Genomic DNA, 18,377 nt, shown 5'->3' with positions numbered 1-18,377 from the left:
ACGTCCGACACGGTGCCCGACCGTAGGGAGCGGCACTTTCAGCCTGTTATCGCACGCTCATCCGATGCAGAGGCGACGCCGATACCGCCCTGATAAACAGCGCCTCTACATTGCCAAGCCCGATATGCACAGGAGTCGCGCAATGGCCCGTAACCACCTCATCTCGTTGGCCGACATCCCCGACGCCGACCTATACCGAATCGTGGACAGAGGAACCCGGTTCGCCTCCGGCGCGTGGTCGGACGAGACCCTGCACGGCGCCGTCGTGGGCATCTACTTCCGGGCGACGTCGACGCGTACGCGTACGGCGTTCTCCTCCGCGGCCCTCCGACTCGGCGCGCGCCTCATCACCTACGGTCCGCACGATCTCCAGGTCAACACGGGCGAGACCACCGCGGACACCGGCCGGGTGCTGGGCGGCATGCTGGACGCCTTGGTCGCGCGCACGGTGGGCAGCGTCGAGGAACTGCGCGCACTGGCTTCCCAGGACCGGATGGCGGTGGTGAACGCCATGGCGGCGCAGGAGCATCCGACGCAGGCATTGACCGATCTGACCGCCATGGCAGGACACTTCGGAGATCTGGCCGGGCGGCGGGTGCTCTACATGGGCGAAGGCAATAACACCGCCGCCGCTCTGGCTCTCGCCCTTCCGCGTTACCCCGGCGCCGAGTTGCACCTGCGGACCCCGAGGCGCTACGCCCTCGATCCGGAGATCCTGAGGCAGGCCAAGGACCTCGCGGCCCGGCATGGCTCCACCATCACCGAGCAGCACGACACCATCGACATGCCCAAGGACGTCGACGTTGTCTACACGACCCGGTGGCAGACCACCGGCACTTCGAAGGACTCCCCGGACTGGCGCGAGGAATTCGTTCCCTTCCGGGTTGACGAAACCATCATGGAAGCCAGCCCGGACGCGGTCTTCATGCACGATCTGCCCGCACACCGAGGCGACGAAGTCACCGCCGCGGTACTGGACGGACCACGCTCGATCGCATTCACCCAAGCCGAGGCGAAGATGCACAGTGCCGCAGCGGTCCTGGAGTGGAGCCTCGGAGTCCTCCCCTGACAGGCGTCCAGCAGGTTCGGCGCCCGTCTCCAGGCCGAGTGGCTGGCTCGCCGGAAGGACCCGGGAAGCCCGCTGGCTGATCTCCGCGGCCGTGCCGAACAATCGCGCGCCATCGCAGCCGCGATCCGCGCCGGCCAGGAACGCGGGGAAGGTGAGCCTGAAGTAGTCGCGCAAATCAGGGCGGCTATCGCGGCCGGTAGGCCGCTGAGCCTGTGGTGACATCGCACTCCGCCACTGCACCACAGGGGCATGTCACCCCTGTCCGTTGCCCGTCGAGGTATCGCGCCGCAGATCACAGGCGTGTACGTGTCAGAGGAGTGACCTCGTGCCCGATGTGCGCGCGCGAACCGACGCACGTACTGATGAGGGCTGGACGCAGGTCGCCGCCACGTTGTGGACGGCGCCCTGCCACCCCGCTGCCTGATCACGGCAGACACATTCTCGATGCCGCACGCACGGACCTCTCCGTCCTGGCGTGCGGCATCACTCCTGAGTGGGGCCGGCGGCCGAAGCGGCGCGCTTACGCGCCCGCTTCCCGGGGCGGGGCGTCGCCCTCAAGGTGCTGTCTGATGGTGATGTACTGCTCGGGCTCCCACTCCGGCGAAGCCGTCAGTTGCTCCCGGACCCAAGCGTCTATCTTGTGGTGCAGGCCCTCATCATACGTGTCCATACTGGTGCTCCCTGTGAACACACCAGGTCAGCAGCGCAGCGCGCCTTCGGCGCGCGCCGGGGGCGTGGTAAATGTCGTGGCGCGCGCCGGGGGTGCTTCCGTCTGCCCTGACGTGGGCTGCTGCGTGTCCGGGACGCTGGAGGGGTTCGTTCCGGCCGAAACCGAGGTCTCTGTGATGCCGGTGAGCTCGCAGGTCAGCATGGTGCCGAGGGCCGTCCACGGGAACCGTGGAGTGTTGCTGTGAGCACGTGCGTCAGAATTCCTGATCCACCCTGGCCCTCCCGGAACGGCGTACCGCTCGGCCGTTGAGGGAGGGGCTCTGGAGATGGACGTACTGCACGAACGCTGCGCCGGTGTGGACGTCAGCAAGAAGGACGCCAAGGCGTGCATCCGCACCCCGAGTACGAAACGGCGCGGTTCGTTCACCACCGAGACCACGACCTGGGGCGCGACGACGAACGCCGTGCTCGCCCTGCGGGATCACCTGCTCGCCGCCCAGGTCACCCTGGTGGTGATCGAGGCGACCTCGGACTACTGGAAGCCCTTCTACTACCTGCTGGCCGACGAGTTGAACGTGATCCTGGTCAACGCGCGGCAGGTCAAGAACCTGCCCGGCCGAAAGACCGACGTCTCCGACGCAGCCTGGCTGGCCCAGCTCGGCGCCCACGGCCTGGTCCGTGCCTCGTTCGTCCCGCCGCAGCCGGTGCGCGAACTGCGGGACCTGACCCGGGCCCGCACCCAGATGACCCGCGAGCGCGGCCAGATCGTCCAGCGCCTGGAGAAGATGCTGGAGGACACCGGGATCAAACTCGCCGCGGTCGCCTCCGACATCATGGGCGTCTCCGGCCGGGCCATGCTCGAAGCCCTCATCGCCGGGGAACGCGACCCGCAGGCCCTCGCTGAGCTGGCCAAACGCAAGCTCCGCAACAAGATCCCCGAGCTCACCGAGGCCCTGACCGGACGTTTCCGCGAGCATCACGCGTTCCTGACCCGGTTGCACCTGGACCACTACGACCAGCTCACCGACGCGATCCGGCAGCTGGATGAGCGGATCGAGGAGGCGATGGACCCCTTTCGAGGCGCCCTCGACCTCCTGGACACCATCCCCGGGATCAACCGGGCCGTCGCCGAAGTGATCGTCGCGGAGACCGGCGGCGACATGGCCCGGTTCGCCTCCGCCAAACACCTCGCCTCCTGGGCCGGGGTCTGCCCCGGCCACCATGAGTCCGCCGGCCGCACCAAGAACGCCAGGGTCCGGCCCGGCAACCCGTACCTCAAGGGCGCCCTCGGCCTGGCCGCCTTCGGCGCGGTGCGAACCAAGGACACCTACCTGCAGGCCCGCTACAAACGGCTGACCTCACGCCGCGGCCCGCTCCGGGCCCTGGTCGCCGTCGAACACTCGATCATCACCGCGATCTGGCACATGCTCACCGACCACGTCCCCTACCACGAGCTCGGCGGCACCTACTTCACCCAACGCGACCCCGAACGCGCCACCCGCCGCGCGATCAACCAGCTCAACCAACTCGGCTACACCGTCACCCTCAACCCGAGGGAGCACGCAGCCTGACCGACAACCCCGGACACCCGGCGACCCCACGGCCACCGGGCATCCAGTCCTGCCCACACCCGCACTGAACTGCTGCTATTTACGCGTCAGAACTACCTGGTTATCTAAGACGCCATCCGCTTTCCGAGCGTGATCGTTTAGTTCGGGTGGGTTGTATGGTGGCTTGCTGGCGGGTCCCCAGGTACGCGATCGGACAGCGCGAGTGGACGCTACGCAAACCGCCCGGCCCGCCGGACGGAGGAGCATCGGATACGTAGCACCGGCGCGGTGCCGGGGCCGGCGGCCCTGGCCGACCAGCAGGACCGGGGAACCGCACCCCATGAAGGCCGGGAAGAGACAGCCTCAGCGGATCTTCTTGAAATCGGTGCGCACCGTCACCGCGACTCCCGCGAGGGAGAACCCGATCTCCTCACCGAACCGATAGGGCACCGCCGAGGTGTACTCGTCGCCCTTCGGTGCCTGGTAGAGCACACACTCCCCGGTCAACACGTCCACGATCAGATACGTCGGGATCCCTCGCGCCGCGTACTGATTGAGCTTGCGCCCGTAGTCCTGCCCGACTGTCGAGCGGGACACGCTCTCGGCTACGAAGTGGACATGCTTCTGGTCGACGAAGGCATCCCCCGGACCAAGCGCGCCCGCGTCTACCACCAGCACATCGGGCTCGGGCGTGTAACCGTCCCTCTCCGGCAGCACGCCCTTGTCCCGCGTGACGTGCAGACCGGACTCCCCTCCCAGCTGCTCCGCCAGCTGCAACCGGATCGAATCATCCGCCTCGCTGTGCGCCTCCGTCACCGGCGACATGTACAGGCGCCCCTGATCGAACAGCAACTTGACGGCCTTGGGCAGCTTCATCGAGCTGCGCACCTGGCGCAGCCACTGCGCATACTCCGGATACATCGCGGTCATCGCGCCTCCCTGCCCGTCCCGAGATACCGCCATCGTACGGGCCGAGCCCACGAACCCGGCGGATGTTGACAGAGGACTCCGGGCCGCACTGGGAGCGGCGGTCAACTGATCGTCAACCCAGACGCTCATCTCCCCGACCAGCTCCTCATCGTACGTGTCCACACCGACACCCTTTGGAAACGCCCCAGGTCACAACCACCTGGCTGTGTTCACCCACTGGCACCAATGACACGAAGAGCAACCAACTGACAACAGTACGGGCGCATTGCGCCGCTTCGCCTCATCGAACGCCGCCTGCCCCCAGGGCCACCAATCCACCGGGTTGGAGGCGTGCTGGAGCAGGGACGGGGATGCCTCGTCGGCGAGGCGGTTGCCCATACCCTCATCCTGCCCGATCCGGGCGCCGGGCCCGGCCCCCGCCACCCTCGGACCAGTGACGGCGCGGCGGACGATGCGCGGAACGCGCCCAGCCGGCTCAGGCAGCGTCGGTGCGATGCGCCGTGAGAGTCACTGATGACACGGATGAACTCCTCGTGGGCCGGCCAGTGCTCGGCCTCGCAGACCTTCTGCGCGAGCTTTGGCACGCCTGACCTCGGCATCCTCCCGCATCCGCGTCTTACGGAAGACGGTCAGCAGGACGGCGGTGCGGTTCGGGGTGAGCCAGTACGTGATGCGTATGGCGGCACCGTCGAGGGTCGGCCGCAGCTCCCGGACTCCGTCGCCGAGGTAGCGGGCGTATGGCTCGCCGAGCGCGGCGGCGTGCTCCGCGAGCAGTCCGACATATTCGTCGACCTTGAGGAAGTGCTTGGCCGGCAGTGCTTCCAGCCAGTCCCGCACTTCGGGCTCGAGCTCGACGGTGAAGAGCGCATCCACCCGCACAACGCATATGTCGTCTACAACATGTACAAGGCGGCGTGACAGTCACCCATCGCCCCCGAGGGGCCTGCCGCGGGCCGCCTCACCGCGGCTGGACGTCTGCGCGTGGCAATCCCTTCGTACAGAAAGCCGAGTCGTCCGCGGATCCAGCCCACGTCCGAGGTCACGGGGAAACTTCACGGACAGCATGCTCGCGGCACGGGACGACTTCCGTCGCCGCGCGGAGGCTGGCCTGAGCCTCGCGGCTGATCCGGCGAGGCGGCAACGTCCGCTTCGGAGGTCATGTCCTTGGCGGCACGTAGGGGAGGGCGCCCTGTGGCTGTGGCCACAGGGCGCCCAGAATCCACGGCACCTGGTCGCGGTCCGCCGCGATGAGTACTTCGCGGTCGCCGTCGCGGCACTCCACCAGCAGCGGGCGGGAGACACCGTCGATGCGGCCGACCGCGTCCCCGCGGTGCAGGCGGACAAAGGTCAGGGACACAGGCAGGGGAACGCGCCAGCTCATGCCCTGCGCGTCGGGGGTGACGGCCAGGCCGGCCGGACCGAGGACCAGGTGGTCGCAGTCGGTACGGCTGTACGGGACATCGCCTGACACCCGCGCGGGGATCACCGCCTCCGCCACCGGGGCACAGACTCCGGTGGCGGCCAGCAGCCTGGCCGCTCTCGGCCCGGCTTTGTTCCGCTGCCCGCGCCAGGCCAGGGCACTGAGCGGGACGGCGCCGACGGCTACCCCGCCCGCGGCGGCCGCCGCGACCGTGGCGCTCGGCGCTACCGCGATCGCGACCATCGCCGCGAAGCCGTACAGCATGGCCGTCACGAACGGGACCGACGTGTGCCACCGGCCGGTGGACGCGAGGCTGCGGCCGGTGCGTCGCAGCTGCCGCAGCCAGTGGGCCATCCACAGCAACGACGCGCCCAGGGGCGTCGCCATCACGGCCACCAGCATCAGCGGGATGTACGAGCCGACCGGATAGGCCCGGGTGGTCAGGCGCTCGTCGTCGCGGGTGGTGATCTCGCGTACCTCGTGGCGCCAGGAGACGACGGTGACCGGCTCGCCTGTCTCGACTTTCTTCTGGCTGTTCTTCCCGAGTTGTGCCCGCTGCTGGGTGCCGTCCGGGAAGCCGAGGACGAGGAAGTACTTCTTGTTGTCGCCGCTGCCGGTGATGTTCTTGCCGGTCACAGCGGCCCGCTGCGTCAGCAGGCAGTCCGCCGTCGTGTCCGCCTGGGCCGCTCCCCCGGGGCACGGCGCGGCGGCGGCGTAGGCCCGCTCGTCCGCCAACGCCGACGGCAGCATGACGGCGGGCACACCCACCCCCAGCCCGACCAGTGGCAGCCCCAGGAGCACCAACTGCCAGGGGCTGATGCCCCCGTTGCGATACATCGGCATACTCGCCCATCCCCCGTAGGTCCTCACGCACCGCGGTGATCAACGTACCGATCAGTTCACGACGTTGTCCCTGTCGGGTCCCGGCGCCACCGCGACCGCCCGGCAGCGGCTAACGTACCCGACCGCCGGGACCGCGCACCGATGCGAGAGCGCGGCCTGCTGCTCACACGACTCCACGGGGGGACAACGACATGTCGAAGGACCAGAACTCATCGGACGGCAGGCCCAACCGGCGCCTGGTGCTGCGGCTGGCCGGGGGCGGTCTCACGCTTGCGGTGCTGGGGGCCGGAGCCACTGGCTGCCGTGAGGACGACACAGCCGACGACGGGGGCTCCGGAACCCCTGGCGGCGGCACACCGTCCGAGGGCGCCGCCGCCGAGGCCGGACAGGCCCCCAAGCCGCTGTGGACGAAGTCGACCTCGGCGCAGACGTACGGGGACAACGACGAGCTCGTGGCCGCGGCGGGCGTGGTGATCGCGGCGGGCAATCCGCTTGCCGCCCTCGACGCGGCGACCGGCGAGGAGCGGTGGTCGCTGGAGGGCGGCGCGGTGCCCGGTGCGCCGCTCCTGCTCGGCAACGGCACCCTGTACCTGGCCAGCGGCAAGTACGACGGCACCGTCGGCGGGTACGACCCGGCTTCGGGCAAGGAGACCTGGCGCAGCCACCTGGGCAGGGAGTACCGGCAGCCGAGGCCGATCGCGGTGGATGAGAAGCAGGTGTACGTCATCGCCGAGATCCTTGAGGACGACGGCTCGTCCCGCACCAACGTGATCGCCGCGCTGAACAGCAGTACGGGCAAGGTGGCATGGAAGGAGCAGCGGGACGTCGGCACCAAGCAGAACGGCGTTCACGCCGCCGTACAGGGCCGCTACCTCGCCTACACCGACTTCAAGAAGAACCTCACGGTTCGCGACACCGCCACCGGCAAGCAGGTGTGGACCCATAAGACGACAAAGACGAACTACGGCTTCTTCGCCGTCCACCAGGACCTGGTGATCATCCCGCAGGGACAGAAGCTCCAGGCCTTCAACCTCTCTGACGGCGCCGAGAAGTGGTCCGTGCAGACCGGGAAGTTCAACGCCTTCAAGGAGCCGACCGTCCTGGAGGACGTGCTCTACGTCGCGGACAGCGGGAGAACGCTCTGGGCCATCGAGCCGCAGACCGGCAGGAAGATCTGGCAGTCCAAGGCCCTCGCGGACGCGGGGGCCCATGTGCCCCGGCAGTTCGTCACGGCGGGCGGCACCCTCTACGGAGCTACCGACCTCGACAAGCAGGGCGGCGTGCACGCCTTCGACGCGAAGACCGGTGACCTGCGCTGGACGTTCAACGACAAGTCCGGCGACTACCACGCATGGCTGGTGGCCACCGACGGTAAGCACGTCTTCGCCCTGCACGGCAAGAAGCTGCACGCCCTGCCCGCCTAGCCGGCGGTGCCGTGGTGTGTCGACGACGGTAGGTGACGCTGGTGGTGATCGAAGCGACCTCCGACTACTGGAAGCCCTTCTACTACGCTGGCCGAGGGTTTCGTCTACTGGCACCAGTGGCAGGCGCTGTAGCCGACGCTCAAGAGCACGGGGACGCCGCGCCGCCGGGCTTCTTCGAACGCGTCGGTCTCCCATGGCCACCAGTCGACGGGGTTGTCCGCGTGCTGGAGGAGGTACGGGGACGTGGCCTGCGCGAGTCGATTGGGCATACCCCCATCCCTGCGCACCCTCTGCCCGCCCCGCCCGTGCGCCACAGGTGGCAGCACACAGACGGGGCGGAGGGCCAGTGCTCGCGCGGCGTCCGTGTCGGTGTCCACACGGCAGAGGCGGGAACCTGTGTGGCCACACTTCGGGCCGAGGAATCGGCCGACGTCTCCAGGACGAGACGGTGGCCGACAGGGCCGAGCCTGGACGAGGCTCACGTGTGTCGTCGACAACGAGCCGCCAGCTCCGCCTACCCGCGTCGGGCTACGAAGTGATCGGCCGTATCAAGCGTGCCGGAGTCCCCCGTCTACGACGCGATGATCCTGCCGCCGCAGCGTCCGGGTGCTGCGGCGTCCAGGCGGCGTGGATGCCGTGACCGACACGCCTCGCCGACCGGGCCGCCCAGTCCTGCCGGACGGGGCACGCAGGGGCCGAGCCCGACTCGCGCCGCGGGCACGCGGGGGCCGAGCCCGACTCGCGCCGCGGACGTGGCACGCGCTCGGGGCGGCGGGCGATGCGGGACGCCCCGCCGCCGCCCCGGCGGTCACTCCTGGGCGGCGGGCGCCTTGCCGGGGGTGGTGCCCCGGGCGGGGGTCTCCTCGAAGTTCACCCGGTTCATGTGCCGGTTCATCGACTTCATCAGCGCCCACACGGCCAGGGCCATGACGGCGAAGACGATGAAGCCGAGGACTCCGGGGGTCACCTTGTTCTCGTCCAGCTCCTTGGCGGCGAGCGGGACGAGATGGGTCAGTGCCTGGTGTGCGCTCATGTCAGGCATTGTCGCGGATGCCCGCGAAGAGGTCGCTCTCGGGGAGGGAGGTGTCCACCAGTGACGTGGCCAGCTCGTACTCCTCGGTCGGCCAGACCTCCTTCTGGATCTCCATGGGCACGCGGAACCAGCCGCCGTCCGGGTCGATCTGCGTACGGTGCGCGATCAGCGCCTTGTCGCGGGTCTCGAAGAAGTCCGCGCACGGGACGTACGTGGTCAGGGTGCGCTCGGCGCGCTGGAACTCCTCCCAGCGCTTGAGCCACTCCCCGTACGGGGACTCCATGCCGCGGTCCAGGAGCGCCTCGTGCAGGGCGACCGTGCGGGGACGGTTGAAGCCCTGGTTGTAGTAGAGCTTCAGCGGCTGCCAGACCGGGCCGAACTCGGACTCCGGGTACTTCTCGGCGTCGGCCGCGCCCTCGAAGGCCACCATCGTGATCTTGTGGGTCATGATGTGGTCGGGGTGCGGGTAACCGCCGTTCTCGTCGTAGGTGGTGATCACCTGCGGGCGGAAGGCGCGGATGGACCGCACCAGGCTGCCGGCCGCCTTGTCGACGTCCTCCAGCGCGAAGCAGCCCTGCGGCAGCGGGGGCAGCGGGTCGCCCTCCGGAAGCCCGGAGTCGACGAACCCCAGCCACTCCTGCTCGACGCCCAGGATCTCCCGGGCCTCGTCCATCTCCCTGCGGCGCACCTCGTGGATGTTCTCCTCGATGTACGGGTCACCCTGGAGCTTCGGGTTGAGGATGGAGCCGCGTTCGCCTCCCGTGCACGTCACGACGAGCACGTCCACCCCCTCGGACACGTACTTGGCCATCGTGGCTGCGCCCTTGCTCGACTCGTCGTCGGGGTGGGCGTGAACTGCCATCAGTCGCAGCTGCTCAGTCAAGACTGGATCCTCAATGATTGGTCAGGTCGCTCGGCTTCTATAGTGACGGAATCGGCGCAGCGGATATTCCGTCGTTCGGTGTACGAGAGGAACGATCATGAGCGTGACGGGCGAACGGCTCCCCGAGGGTCGGTACGGCCGCGCGGCGGAGGAGCGTACCGACCGCAGGCTCAAGATCGTCGGCTCGGTGCTCGGGGTGGGCCTTGTCGCGCTGGTCGGGTGGTTCGGCTACGACTACATCGCAGGTCAGAAGGTCAGCGCCGAGTTGATCAAGTTCGATGTGGCGGCCGAGGACCGGGTGGACGTACACCTGGAGGTGCGCAAGCAGGACGACGCGAAGGGGTACTGCACGGTGCGGGCCCTCGCGGAGAGCGGGGCGGAGGTGGGCCGTAAGGAGGTCCGCTTCGACCAGGCGTCGCAGCGGGTCGACCAGGTCGTGGCCGTCCGCACGACGGCCCGGGCGACGGCCGCGGAACTCCTGGGCTGCACCGCGGACTGACCGGACCGACTCCCGTCACACCCGCCCCCTGGGGGCGGGGCGCTGCGACCGCCGGTGTCGCGGCACGCGCACGGCGGCGTGACCTGCGGAGTCGTGGATTCCATGACATTCGTCCTCCCCCTTTGCCCCCGGAATTGTTAGGCTCGTGGTTTCGCCCTCCCAGTAAGGCCGCATGCTTCTGGTAGGGCGATGCTTTGTATTCCCAGCACCGACGAGGAGCACCTGTGACCCAGACCAGCGACAACGTCACCTGGCTCACCCAGGAGGCGTACAACCAGCTCAAGGCCGAGCTGGAGTACCTGTCTGGTCCCGCGCGAACCGAGATCGCTGCCAAGATCGCGGCGGCGCGCGAGGAGGGGGACCTCCGCGAGAACGGCGGGTACCACGCGGCCAAGGAGGAGCAGGGCAAGCAGGAGCTGCGAGTCCGCCAGCTCACCCAGCTCCTGGAGCACGCGAAGGTCGGCGAGGCCCCCGCGACCAGTGGTGTGGTCGCCCCCGGCACGGTCGTGACGATCGCCTTCGACGGCGACGAGGACGACACCGTGACCTTCCTGCTCGCCTCGCGCGAGTACGCGAGCTCCGACATCGAGACGTACTCCCCGCAGTCCCCGCTGGGCTCGGGTGTGAACGGCAAGAAGGTCGGCGAGGACGCCGAGTACGAGCTGCCGAACGGCAGGACCGCCTCGGTGCGCATTCTGGACGCCAAGCCCTACCAGGGCTGAGCCCGGGCAGCCGTACGGAGAAGGACCGGGACCGCGTCGCTACACGCGCGGTCACCGGTCCTTCTCCGTTTCAGGCCCGCCTCAGGCCTCGCCTCAGGCCCGCCTCGGCCCCGCCTCAGGCCCCGTCTCAGGACGCGGCCGACCTGTACTTCCGTACCGCGAGCGTGCGGAACACGGTGATGATGATCAGCGACCAGATGATCGACGCCCACACCGGGTGCTGCATCGGCCACGCGTCCGACTGCGAGACCCCCGGGTTGCCGAACAGCTCGCGGGCCGCCTGCACGGTCGCGCTGAACGGGTTCCACTCGGCGATGTGCTGCAGCCAGGGCGTCATCCGCTCGGAGTCCACGAACGCGTTCGAGATGAACGTGACCGGGAAGAGCCAGATGAGCCCGCCGGACGTGGCCGCCTCCGGTGTCCGTACGGAAAGGCCGATCAGCGCGCCGATCCACGAGAAGGCGTAGCCGAGCAGAAGCAGCAGCGCGAACGCGCCGAGCGCCTTCGGGATGCCTTCGTGGATGCGCCAGCCGACCAGCAGGGCGACCACGGTCAGGACGACGACGGTCAGCGCCGTCTGGACGAGGTCGGCGAGCGTACGGCCCGTGAGCACCGCGCCGCGTGCCATGGGCAGCGACCGGAACCGGTCGACCAGGCCCTTGTGCATGTCGTCGGCGATGCCCGCGCCCGCACCCGCCGTGGCGAAGGTGACGGTCTGGGCGAAGATGCCGGCCATCAGGAAGTTGCGGTAGACGGACGGGTCGGTCGTACCGCCGATGTTCATCGAGCCGCCGAACACATAGCTGAACAGCACCACGAACATGATCGGCTGGACCAGGCCGAAGACGACCACCTCGGGGATCCGCAGCATGCGGATCAGATTGCGGTGGGCCACGACCAGCGAGTCGGTGATCGACTGAGTGATCCCGCCGCGCGGCCGGGGCGCGGCGATCCGTTCGGTCTCGGTGACTGCGGTCACTTGACGGCCTCCTCAGTGGTGGCGGCCGCCTGGCCGGCGCCGCTCTTGTCACCCTCGCCCTCGCCCTCGTCCCGCCGCTCCGCCGCGTGGCCGGTGAGCGAGATGAACACATCGTCGAGGGTCGGACGGCGCAGCCCGATGTCGTCGATCTCGACGCCGCGCGCGTCCAGCTCGCGGATGACCTCGGCGAGGAGCTTCGCGCCGCCGGTGACCGGCACGGTCAGCCTGCGGGTGTGCTCCTCGACGGCCACGTCGCCGCCCCTGCCGAAGGCGGTGAGGACGTCCCGCCCGGTGGCGATCTGGTCGGGCGTGTGCACGACGACCTCCACGCGCTCGCCGCCCGTACGGGCCTTGAGCTGGTCGGACGTACCACGGGCGATGACCCGGCCGTGGTCGACGACGCAGATCTCGTGGGCGAGGTGGTCGGCCTCCTCCAGGTACTGCGTGGTGAGCAGCAGGGTCGTACCGCCCGCGACCAGCTCCTGGATGACCTCCCAGAGGCTCTGGCGGTTACGCGGGTCGAGCCCCGTCGTCGGCTCGTCCATGAACATGACGGGCGGGGAGACGACGAGTGCGGCGGCGAGGTCGAGGCGGCGCCGCATACCGCCGGAGTACGTCTTGGCGGGACGGTCGGCGGCGTCGGCGAGGTTGAACCGCTCGAGGAGCTCTCCCGCCCGGACCTTCGCGGCCTTGCCGGACATCTGGTAGAGCCGGCCGACCATCTGGAGGTTCTCGCGGCCGGTGAGGTACTCGTCGACGGCGGCGAACTGGCCGGACAGACCTATCGACCGGCGCACCTCGTTGGGGTGCTTGAGGACGTCGATGCCCGCGACGACGGCGCGACCGCTGTCGGGCCGGAGCAGCGTGGTGAGCACGCGCACCGCGGTGGTCTTCCCGGCGCCGTTCGGACCGAGAAGCCCCAGGACGGTGCCTTCCGGGACGTCGAGGTCCACGCCGTCCAGTGCTCGTACGTCGCCGAAGGTCTTCACCAGACCTTCGGCGTGAATGGCGCCTGGCATGTGATTTCTCTGTTATGGCTCACTCTGGGACGATTCGCCAACCAAAACTTATGGACGCCGGGGGGTGGCCGACCCGGCGATCGTATGATCTGCACCACAGACTAACGCGATATATCGCGATCCTCAAGGGGTTTCGGCGGGGAAGACCCCACCGCGGCCGACACTCGGCCGACACTCACCCCATGACCGTGTAGCCCGCCTCGTGCAGCGCCGACTGGACCTCCGCGCAGTGCTCCGGGCCCTTCGTCTCCAGGTGCAGCTCCACCTCGACCTCCGTCAGCCCCAGCCGCGGGTCCGTACGGACATGGCCCACGTCCAGGACGTTCGCGTCGACCACGGTCAGTACGCCCAGCAGGTTCGCCAGGACCCCCGGGCGGTCCGGGAGGCGGAGGCGCAGGCTCAGGTAGCGGCCGGCCGCGGCCATGCCGTGCCGCAGGATCCGCTGGAGGACCAACGGATCCACGTTGCCGCCCGACAGCAGGGCCACCACCGGGCCGTCGAACGACTCCGGCGCGCTCAGCAGCGCCGCGACCGGGCTCGCACCCGCCGGTTCGACGACCAGCTTGGCCCGCTCCAGGCAGAGCAGCAGCGCCGACGACAGAGCGTCCTCCGACACCGTACGGACCTCGTCGACCACCTCCTGGACGATGCCGAACGGCACGTCGCCGGGGCGACCCACCATGATCCCGTCCGCCATGGTCGGCGCGCACTCCACGGACACCGGTCGGCCCGCCGCCAGCGACCTCGGGTACGCGGCGGCCGCCTGCGCCTGCACGCCGATCACCCTCACGTCGGGCCGCAGCGCCTTCACCGCCACGCCGATGCCCGCCGCGAGGCCGCCTCCGCCCATGCCGACGATGATCGTCCGTACCTCCGGGCACTGTTCGAGGATCTCCAGGCCGACCGTGCCCTGGCCCGCGATGATGTCCGGGTGGTCGAAGGGGTGGATGAACACCGCGCCCGTGTCCCGTGCGTACTGCTGCGCCGCGGCGAGCGTCTCGTCCACCACCTGCCCCCGCAGCCGCACCTCGGCGCCGTACTCGCGCGTCGCGGCGACCTTCGGCAGCGGGGCGCCGACCGGCATGAAGACCGTGGACCGCACACCGAGCAGCGAGGAGGCCAGCGCGACGCCCTGCGCGTGGTTGCCCGCTGACGCGGCGACCACCCCGGCCGCCCGCTCCTCCTGCCGCAGCCCGGAGATCCGCACGTAAGCGCCGCGCAGCTTGAACGAACCGGTCCGCTGCAGGTTCTCGCACTTGAAGTGGACAGGAGCGCCGACCAGCCGCGACAGATACCTGCTGCCCTCCATCGCGGTCACCCGGGCGACCCCGGACAGCATCTTCTGGGCACCCCTGACGTCGTCCAGCATGACGGGGTGCAAGGGGCGCGGCGTGCGGTAGCTCATGACAGCAAGTCTCGCAGCTCGGGAAGTGCTTCATCTCGATTGCGCAGCGCCGGTACGGAGGGGCGGCAGTCCGCGTACTCTTTCCCCCACCAAACCGACCGCCGCACGAGAGAGCCCTCCAGGCATGCCCACTTCACAGGACATGACGACTGATCTTGACCCCGGTCTCCTCGATGCCCTCCAGCACCAGGTGGCCGTCTTCGCCCGGCGGGCCGAGCAGACCCGCCTCGGCGGGACCGGCCAGCTCCGCAACTCGATGGACCGGGCCGCGTACCTGCTGCTCAACCGGCTCGACCAGGAAGGTCCGATGGGCGTCAAGGCGCTGGCGGCCGGGATGGGCATCGACTCGTCGACCGTGACCCGGCAGGTCGCGCCGCTCGTCGACACCGGCCTGGTGAAGCGGACTTCACACCCGGAGGACGGCCGTGCCGTGGTGCTCCAGCTGTCGCCGCGCGGCCAGGCCCGCCTCGAGGAGGTGCGCAGCTCGCGGCGCGATCTGATGGCCCGGGTGACCGAGGGCTGGACGGCGACGGAGCGGGAGGCGTTCTGCACGCTGCTCACCCGCTTCAACTCCGCGCTCTCCGCCCGCCAGCTGGGACTGCCGCCCCGCGATCCGGAGGCGGGGCAGCCCTCTTGACGCACGGCTCCTGACGCACGGCTCTTGACCCGGCCGGGCGGCTGTCCTCAGATGAGGACGTGGCCGCAGAGGACTTCGGGTTCGGGGCGTTCGTCGCGGGGACGGCGAGCCGACTGCTGCACGTCGCGACGCTCCTGACGGGAGAGCCCGCGGAGCCGCCCGGCGCCAACCCGCACGCGCAGCGACTGGTGGCGGCCGCGCTCGGCACGGCGTACGCCCGCTGGGACCGGCTGCGCGGGGAGGACCCGTACGCGTACACGCGCCGCGAGCTGACCGTACGGTTCGCCCGCACGGCCTGGCGGTTCCACCGGGGCCGGGGCGGGCTGCTGTGCCGGCTCACCCCGCAGGAGCGGCTCGCCGTGGTGCTGCGGCTCTACGAGGGTCTGTACGAGGAGCAGGTCGCCGCGCTGATGGGGCTGCCCCACGAGCGGGTGCGGGCGCTGTGCCGGCACGCCGTCGGGACGCTGCGCAGCACGCCGCGGCGGGCGGCGGCGTCATGAGCACGGGGGGCGCGGGGAGCACGGGCGGCGCGGGGAGCACGGGCGGCGCGGGGGCCGCGAGAGATGCGGGGGGCGCAAAGGATGCGGGGAGTGCCGCAGGTACCGGGCCGCCCCAGGACCGCAAGGAGCTGGAGGTCCGCCGTCTGCTGGCCGGTGCGGCCCGTCCTCAGGTGCCGCCCGACCTGCTCTCCCGCGCCCTGGCCCTCGGCGGCCGCGCCCGGCGCCGCGAGCGCGTGCGGCAGATGCTGCTGTGGCTGCTGCTGACCGCCGCGGCGGTGGCGTTCGCGGTCTGGGCGTACGTCGTGGAGCCGTGGTCGGCGCCGCCCATGGGGACGACGCCGCCACTCGAACCCTGGTGAGCCGCGGCGGGGCGGTGGCTCAGCCCAGCGCCTGGCGCAGGTCCGCGAGCAGGTCGTCGACGTTCTCGATGCCGACCGACAGCCGCACCAGGTCCGCCGGGACCTCCAGCAGCGAACCGGCCACGCTCGCGTGGGTCATCCGGCCCGGGTGCTCGATCAGCGACTCGACACCGCCCAGCGACTCGCCCAGCGTGAACAGCTTCGCGCGGTCGCACACCGCGACCGCCGCCTCCTCACCGCCCTCGACCCGGAACGACACCATGCCGCCGAAGCTCCGCATCTGCTTGGCGGCGACCTCGTGGCCCGGGTGCTCGGGCAGGCCCGGGTAGAGGACCCGCGTCACCTTCGGGTGCTTGGTCAGCATCTCGGCGACCCGCGTGGCGTTCTCGCTGTGCCGGTCCATGCGGACGGCGAGGGTCTTGATGCCGCGCAGCACGATCCACGAGTCGAAGGGCCCGGCCACGGCGCCCATCGCGTTCTGGTGGTAGGCCAGCTCCTCGCCGAGCGCCTCGTCGGCGGTGACCAGTGCGCCGCCCACGACGTCGGAGTGGCCGCCCATGTACTTGGTCAGCGAGTGCACGACGACATCCGCGCCGAGCGCCAGCGGCTGCTGGAGGTACGGCGACGCGAAGGTGTTGTCGACGACGAGCTTGACGCCCGCCGTCCGGGCCACGTCCGCGAGGGCCGCGATGTCGGTGATGCCGAGCAGCGGGTTCGACGGCGTCTCGACCCAGATGGCCTTCGTACGGTCGGTGAGCGCGGCCCGGACCGCCGCCGGGTCGGAGGTGTCGGCGACCGACCACTCCACGCCCCACCGCGCCACGACCTTCGCGAACAGCCGGAACGTGCCGCCGTACGCGTCGTTCGGGATGACCACATGGTCGCCGGGCGCCAGCAGCGCGCGCAGCAGGCAGTCCTCGGCGGCGAGCCCCGACGCGAAGGCCAGGCCGCGGCGGCCGCCCTCCAGCGCGGCGAGGTTCTCCTCCAGCGCCGTACGGGTCGGGTTGGCGCTGCGGCTGTACTCGTAGCCGCCGCGCAGCCCGCCCACACCGTCCTGCTTGTAGGTGGACACCTGGTAGATGGGCGGGACGACCGCGCCGGTCAGCGGGTCGGCGGTGTTGCCCGCGTGGATGGCGCGGGTCTCGAAGTTCTGGTGGGTGTGCTCGTCACTCATGGGGCGAGCGTAGTCCGGTCGGCGGGCGCCGGCCCGGTTCCGCGGGCGGCCGGTCCGGTTCCGCGCGCGGCCGGTCCGGTTCCGCGCGCACGGTCCGGTCCGAAGGCTCCGCCGGGCGTCCGGGACAATGGGCGCTATGGAGATTCTCTGGTTCCTGTTCGCCGTGGGCCTGCTCGGTGCCGTCGTCGCGCCCTGGATGCTGCGCCGCCGCTCCGGTATCCGGCTGACCTCGCCCGGTGCGCCCGACGCCGCCGACCCGCTCGCCTACGGCTTCGTGCGGCAGGAACTCCTCGACGTCCGGATGCCCGGACCGGACCAGGACCTCGTCGACGTCCTCGACGTCGTACAACGCACCCAGGACTGGCGAGCCGCCGCGCAGCTCCTCGCCGGCACGCCCAAGGAGGGCGAGGTGCGCTGGCAGCGCGTGCAGGCGTTCGCGGGCGCCGCGTCGCTGGAGCTCCAGCAGCAGCCGGGCGTCGGGGGCGCGTGGCTGCGGGCCTGGCGGGCGGAGGCGCCGAAGGACGCGGGTGGAGCTGCCGTCCACGCCGAGTTCCTGGTGCAGCAGGCGTGGCGGTCGGCCGCCGTCGGGACCGACGAGTTCCGGATCATCCTGGAGGAGGCCCGGAACGTGTGCGGCGAGGCCGCACTGCTGGCGCCGGGCGACCCCGTCCCGTACATCGTCGAACTGGCCGTCGCCCGCGGGCTGGGCTATTCGCACGAGCAGTTCGACCAGGTGTGGCTGAAGGTCATCGACCGGGACGCCGGGCACATGGGCGCGCACATCGCGGCCCTGCACTACTGGTGCGAGAAGTGGCACGGCTCGCGGGAGGACGCCGACCGGTTCGCGACGGCCGCGGCGGCGCGCGCGCCGCAGGGTTCGCTGCTGTCCGCGCTGCCGCTGTTCGCGGTGTGGGAGCACCTGCCCGACCTGACGCTGGTACGGGACTTCTACGGCACTCAGGTCGTGTCGCGGGCCATGGAGGGCGCGCTGTTCGCGGTGCAGACGGCCCGCCCGGACGACCCGATGCTGGCGCACGTACGGCACCTGCTCATCCACTTCCTGGTGGGCGCGCAGCGCTGGAGCGAGGCCATGGGGCAGATCGTGCACGTGGACGGGCATGTCGGGGCGCTGCCCTGGACGATGAGCGAGGACCCGGCGGCGGAGTACGCGGTGTACCGGGCGCTGGCGGTGGCCGGGTACGAGGCGAACGGCGGCTCCCCGGCGACGCTTCCGGGCTGACGCGCGGGTCGCGGCGCCGTAC

General features: G+C 70.3%; 19 protein-coding genes and 2 pseudogenes. 9 read left to right on the top strand and 12 right to left on the bottom strand.

Annotated features, from left to right (window positions below; genetic code table 11):
* The first annotated feature begins 142 nt into the window (after positions 1-142).
* Entirely contained in the window at positions 143-1,069 is a 927-nt protein-coding gene (locus tag FVS66_RS34520) for an ornithine carbamoyltransferase (protein WP_149185171.1), read from the top strand.
* A 520-nt stretch (positions 1,070-1,589) separates the two neighbouring features.
* Here FVS66_RS34520 and FVS66_RS35380 read toward each other — a convergent pair.
* Complete coding sequence (locus FVS66_RS35380; RefSeq protein WP_187645830.1) at positions 1,590-1,739, bottom strand: hypothetical protein; 150 nt, start codon at positions 1,737-1,739, stop codon at positions 1,590-1,592.
* Between the two features lie 325 nt (positions 1,740-2,064).
* Between FVS66_RS35380 and FVS66_RS34510 the strand changes: the two genes are divergently transcribed.
* On the top strand, positions 2,065-3,309 hold the full coding sequence (locus FVS66_RS34510; RefSeq protein ID WP_149185170.1) for an IS110 family transposase: 1,245 nt from the start codon (positions 2,065-2,067) through the stop codon (positions 3,307-3,309).
* A 342-nt stretch (positions 3,310-3,651) separates the two neighbouring features.
* Here FVS66_RS34510 and FVS66_RS34505 read toward each other — a convergent pair whose 3' ends face one another.
* The 4 genes and pseudogenes from FVS66_RS34505 to FVS66_RS34490 all read right to left on the bottom strand — a co-directional run bounded on the left by FVS66_RS34505 (position 3,652) and on the right by FVS66_RS34490 (position 6,481).
* Positions 3,652-4,218 carry a Uma2 family endonuclease gene (locus tag FVS66_RS34505; protein ID WP_262387366.1) on the bottom strand — a complete coding sequence of 189 codons (567 nt, stop codon included), beginning with the start codon at positions 4,216-4,218 and terminating at the stop codon, positions 3,652-3,654.
* A gap of 219 nt (positions 4,219-4,437) precedes the next feature.
* A pseudogene (locus FVS66_RS34500) lies at positions 4,438-4,596 on the bottom strand (DUF255 domain-containing protein); the annotation flags it as partial.
* Positions 4,597-4,725: 129 nt separating this feature from the next.
* Complete coding sequence (locus FVS66_RS34495) at positions 4,726-5,091, bottom strand: type II toxin-antitoxin system RelE/ParE family toxin (protein ID WP_316248252.1); 366 nt, start codon at positions 5,089-5,091, stop codon at positions 4,726-4,728.
* A gap of 283 nt (positions 5,092-5,374) precedes the next feature.
* Positions 5,375-6,481, bottom strand: coding sequence for a hypothetical protein (locus FVS66_RS34490; protein ID WP_149185168.1), 1,107 nt, complete (start codon positions 6,479-6,481; stop codon positions 5,375-5,377).
* A gap of 191 nt (positions 6,482-6,672) precedes the next feature.
* Between FVS66_RS34490 and FVS66_RS34485 the strand changes: the two genes are divergently transcribed.
* On the top strand, positions 6,673-7,905 hold the full coding sequence (locus tag FVS66_RS34485) for a PQQ-binding-like beta-propeller repeat protein (protein ID WP_149185167.1): 1,233 nt from the start codon (positions 6,673-6,675) through the stop codon (positions 7,903-7,905).
* A 110-nt stretch (positions 7,906-8,015) separates the two neighbouring features.
* On the opposite strand, the pseudogene FVS66_RS34480 reads toward FVS66_RS34485, so the two are convergent.
* The 3 genes and pseudogenes from FVS66_RS34480 to mca all read right to left on the bottom strand — a co-directional run.
* Positions 8,016-8,174, bottom strand: a pseudogene (locus tag FVS66_RS34480) (DUF255 domain-containing protein); the annotation flags it as partial.
* Between the two features lie 539 nt (positions 8,175-8,713).
* Positions 8,714-8,938, bottom strand: coding sequence for a hypothetical protein (locus tag FVS66_RS34475; protein ID WP_149185165.1), 225 nt, complete (start codon positions 8,936-8,938; stop codon positions 8,714-8,716).
* A 1-nt stretch (position 8,939) separates the two neighbouring features.
* Positions 8,940-9,821 carry a mycothiol conjugate amidase Mca gene (gene mca, locus FVS66_RS34470; RefSeq protein ID WP_149185164.1) on the bottom strand — a complete coding sequence of 294 codons (882 nt, stop codon included), beginning with the start codon at positions 9,819-9,821 and terminating at the stop codon, positions 8,940-8,942.
* A gap of 97 nt (positions 9,822-9,918) precedes the next feature.
* Here mca and FVS66_RS34465 point away from each other — a divergent pair, with 97 nt between their 5' ends.
* A complete protein-coding gene (locus FVS66_RS34465) occupies positions 9,919-10,320 on the top strand; it encodes a DUF4307 domain-containing protein (RefSeq protein ID WP_149185163.1) in 402 nt (133 codons plus the stop codon).
* A 224-nt stretch (positions 10,321-10,544) separates the two neighbouring features.
* Positions 10,545-11,042, top strand: a complete 498-nt coding sequence (gene greA, locus FVS66_RS34460) for a transcription elongation factor GreA (protein ID WP_149185162.1) — start codon at positions 10,545-10,547, stop codon at positions 11,040-11,042.
* Between the two features lie 127 nt (positions 11,043-11,169).
* Here the strand turns inward: greA and FVS66_RS34455 are convergent, their stop codons facing one another.
* The 3 genes from FVS66_RS34455 to ilvA form a co-directional block, all read right to left on the bottom strand.
* Positions 11,170-12,021 carry an ABC transporter permease gene (locus FVS66_RS34455; protein WP_149185161.1) on the bottom strand — a complete coding sequence of 284 codons (852 nt, stop codon included), beginning with the start codon at positions 12,019-12,021 and terminating at the stop codon, positions 11,170-11,172.
* Positions 12,018-13,040, bottom strand: a complete 1,023-nt coding sequence (locus tag FVS66_RS34450) for an ATP-binding cassette domain-containing protein (protein ID WP_149185160.1) — start codon at positions 13,038-13,040, stop codon at positions 12,018-12,020. The genes FVS66_RS34455 and FVS66_RS34450 overlap by 4 nt, the downstream gene beginning before the upstream one ends.
* 175 nt (positions 13,041-13,215) lie before the next feature.
* A complete protein-coding gene (ilvA, locus tag FVS66_RS34445; RefSeq protein ID WP_149185159.1) occupies positions 13,216-14,445 on the bottom strand; it encodes a threonine ammonia-lyase in 1,230 nt (409 codons plus the stop codon).
* A gap of 124 nt (positions 14,446-14,569) precedes the next feature.
* Here ilvA and FVS66_RS34440 point away from each other — a divergent pair, with 124 nt between their 5' ends.
* From FVS66_RS34440 to FVS66_RS36675, 3 genes are read left to right on the top strand one after another with little or no spacing between them, the layout of a single operon-like run.
* On the top strand, positions 14,570-15,082 hold the full coding sequence (locus FVS66_RS34440) for a MarR family transcriptional regulator (RefSeq protein WP_187645828.1): 513 nt from the start codon (positions 14,570-14,572) through the stop codon (positions 15,080-15,082).
* A gap of 59 nt (positions 15,083-15,141) precedes the next feature.
* Positions 15,142-15,582, top strand: coding sequence for a sigma factor-like helix-turn-helix DNA-binding protein (locus FVS66_RS34435; protein WP_262387365.1), 441 nt, complete (start codon positions 15,142-15,144; stop codon positions 15,580-15,582).
* Positions 15,579-15,941, top strand: a complete 363-nt coding sequence (locus tag FVS66_RS36675) for a hypothetical protein (RefSeq protein ID WP_316248251.1) — start codon at positions 15,579-15,581, stop codon at positions 15,939-15,941. Before FVS66_RS34435 ends, FVS66_RS36675 begins: the two co-directional genes overlap by 4 nt.
* A gap of 19 nt (positions 15,942-15,960) precedes the next feature.
* On the opposite strand, the gene FVS66_RS34425 is transcribed toward FVS66_RS36675, so the two are convergent.
* The gene (locus tag FVS66_RS34425; protein ID WP_149185156.1) at positions 15,961-17,115 is read right to left on the bottom strand and encodes a cystathionine gamma-synthase; all 1,155 of its coding nucleotides are present in this window, start codon (positions 17,113-17,115) and stop codon (positions 15,961-15,963) included.
* A gap of 136 nt (positions 17,116-17,251) precedes the next feature.
* Between FVS66_RS34425 and FVS66_RS34420 the strand changes: the two genes are divergently transcribed.
* Positions 17,252-18,355, top strand: a complete 1,104-nt coding sequence (locus FVS66_RS34420; protein ID WP_149185155.1) for a hypothetical protein — start codon at positions 17,252-17,254, stop codon at positions 18,353-18,355.
* Positions 18,356-18,377 lie beyond the last annotated feature (22 nt).

It is taken from the genome of Streptomyces sp. TRM49041 (genome assembly GCF_008271805.1).
GTDB lineage: Bacteria > Actinomycetota > Actinomycetes > Streptomycetales > Streptomycetaceae > Streptomyces.
This window is presented reverse-complemented; position numbering and strand designations above follow the sequence as displayed.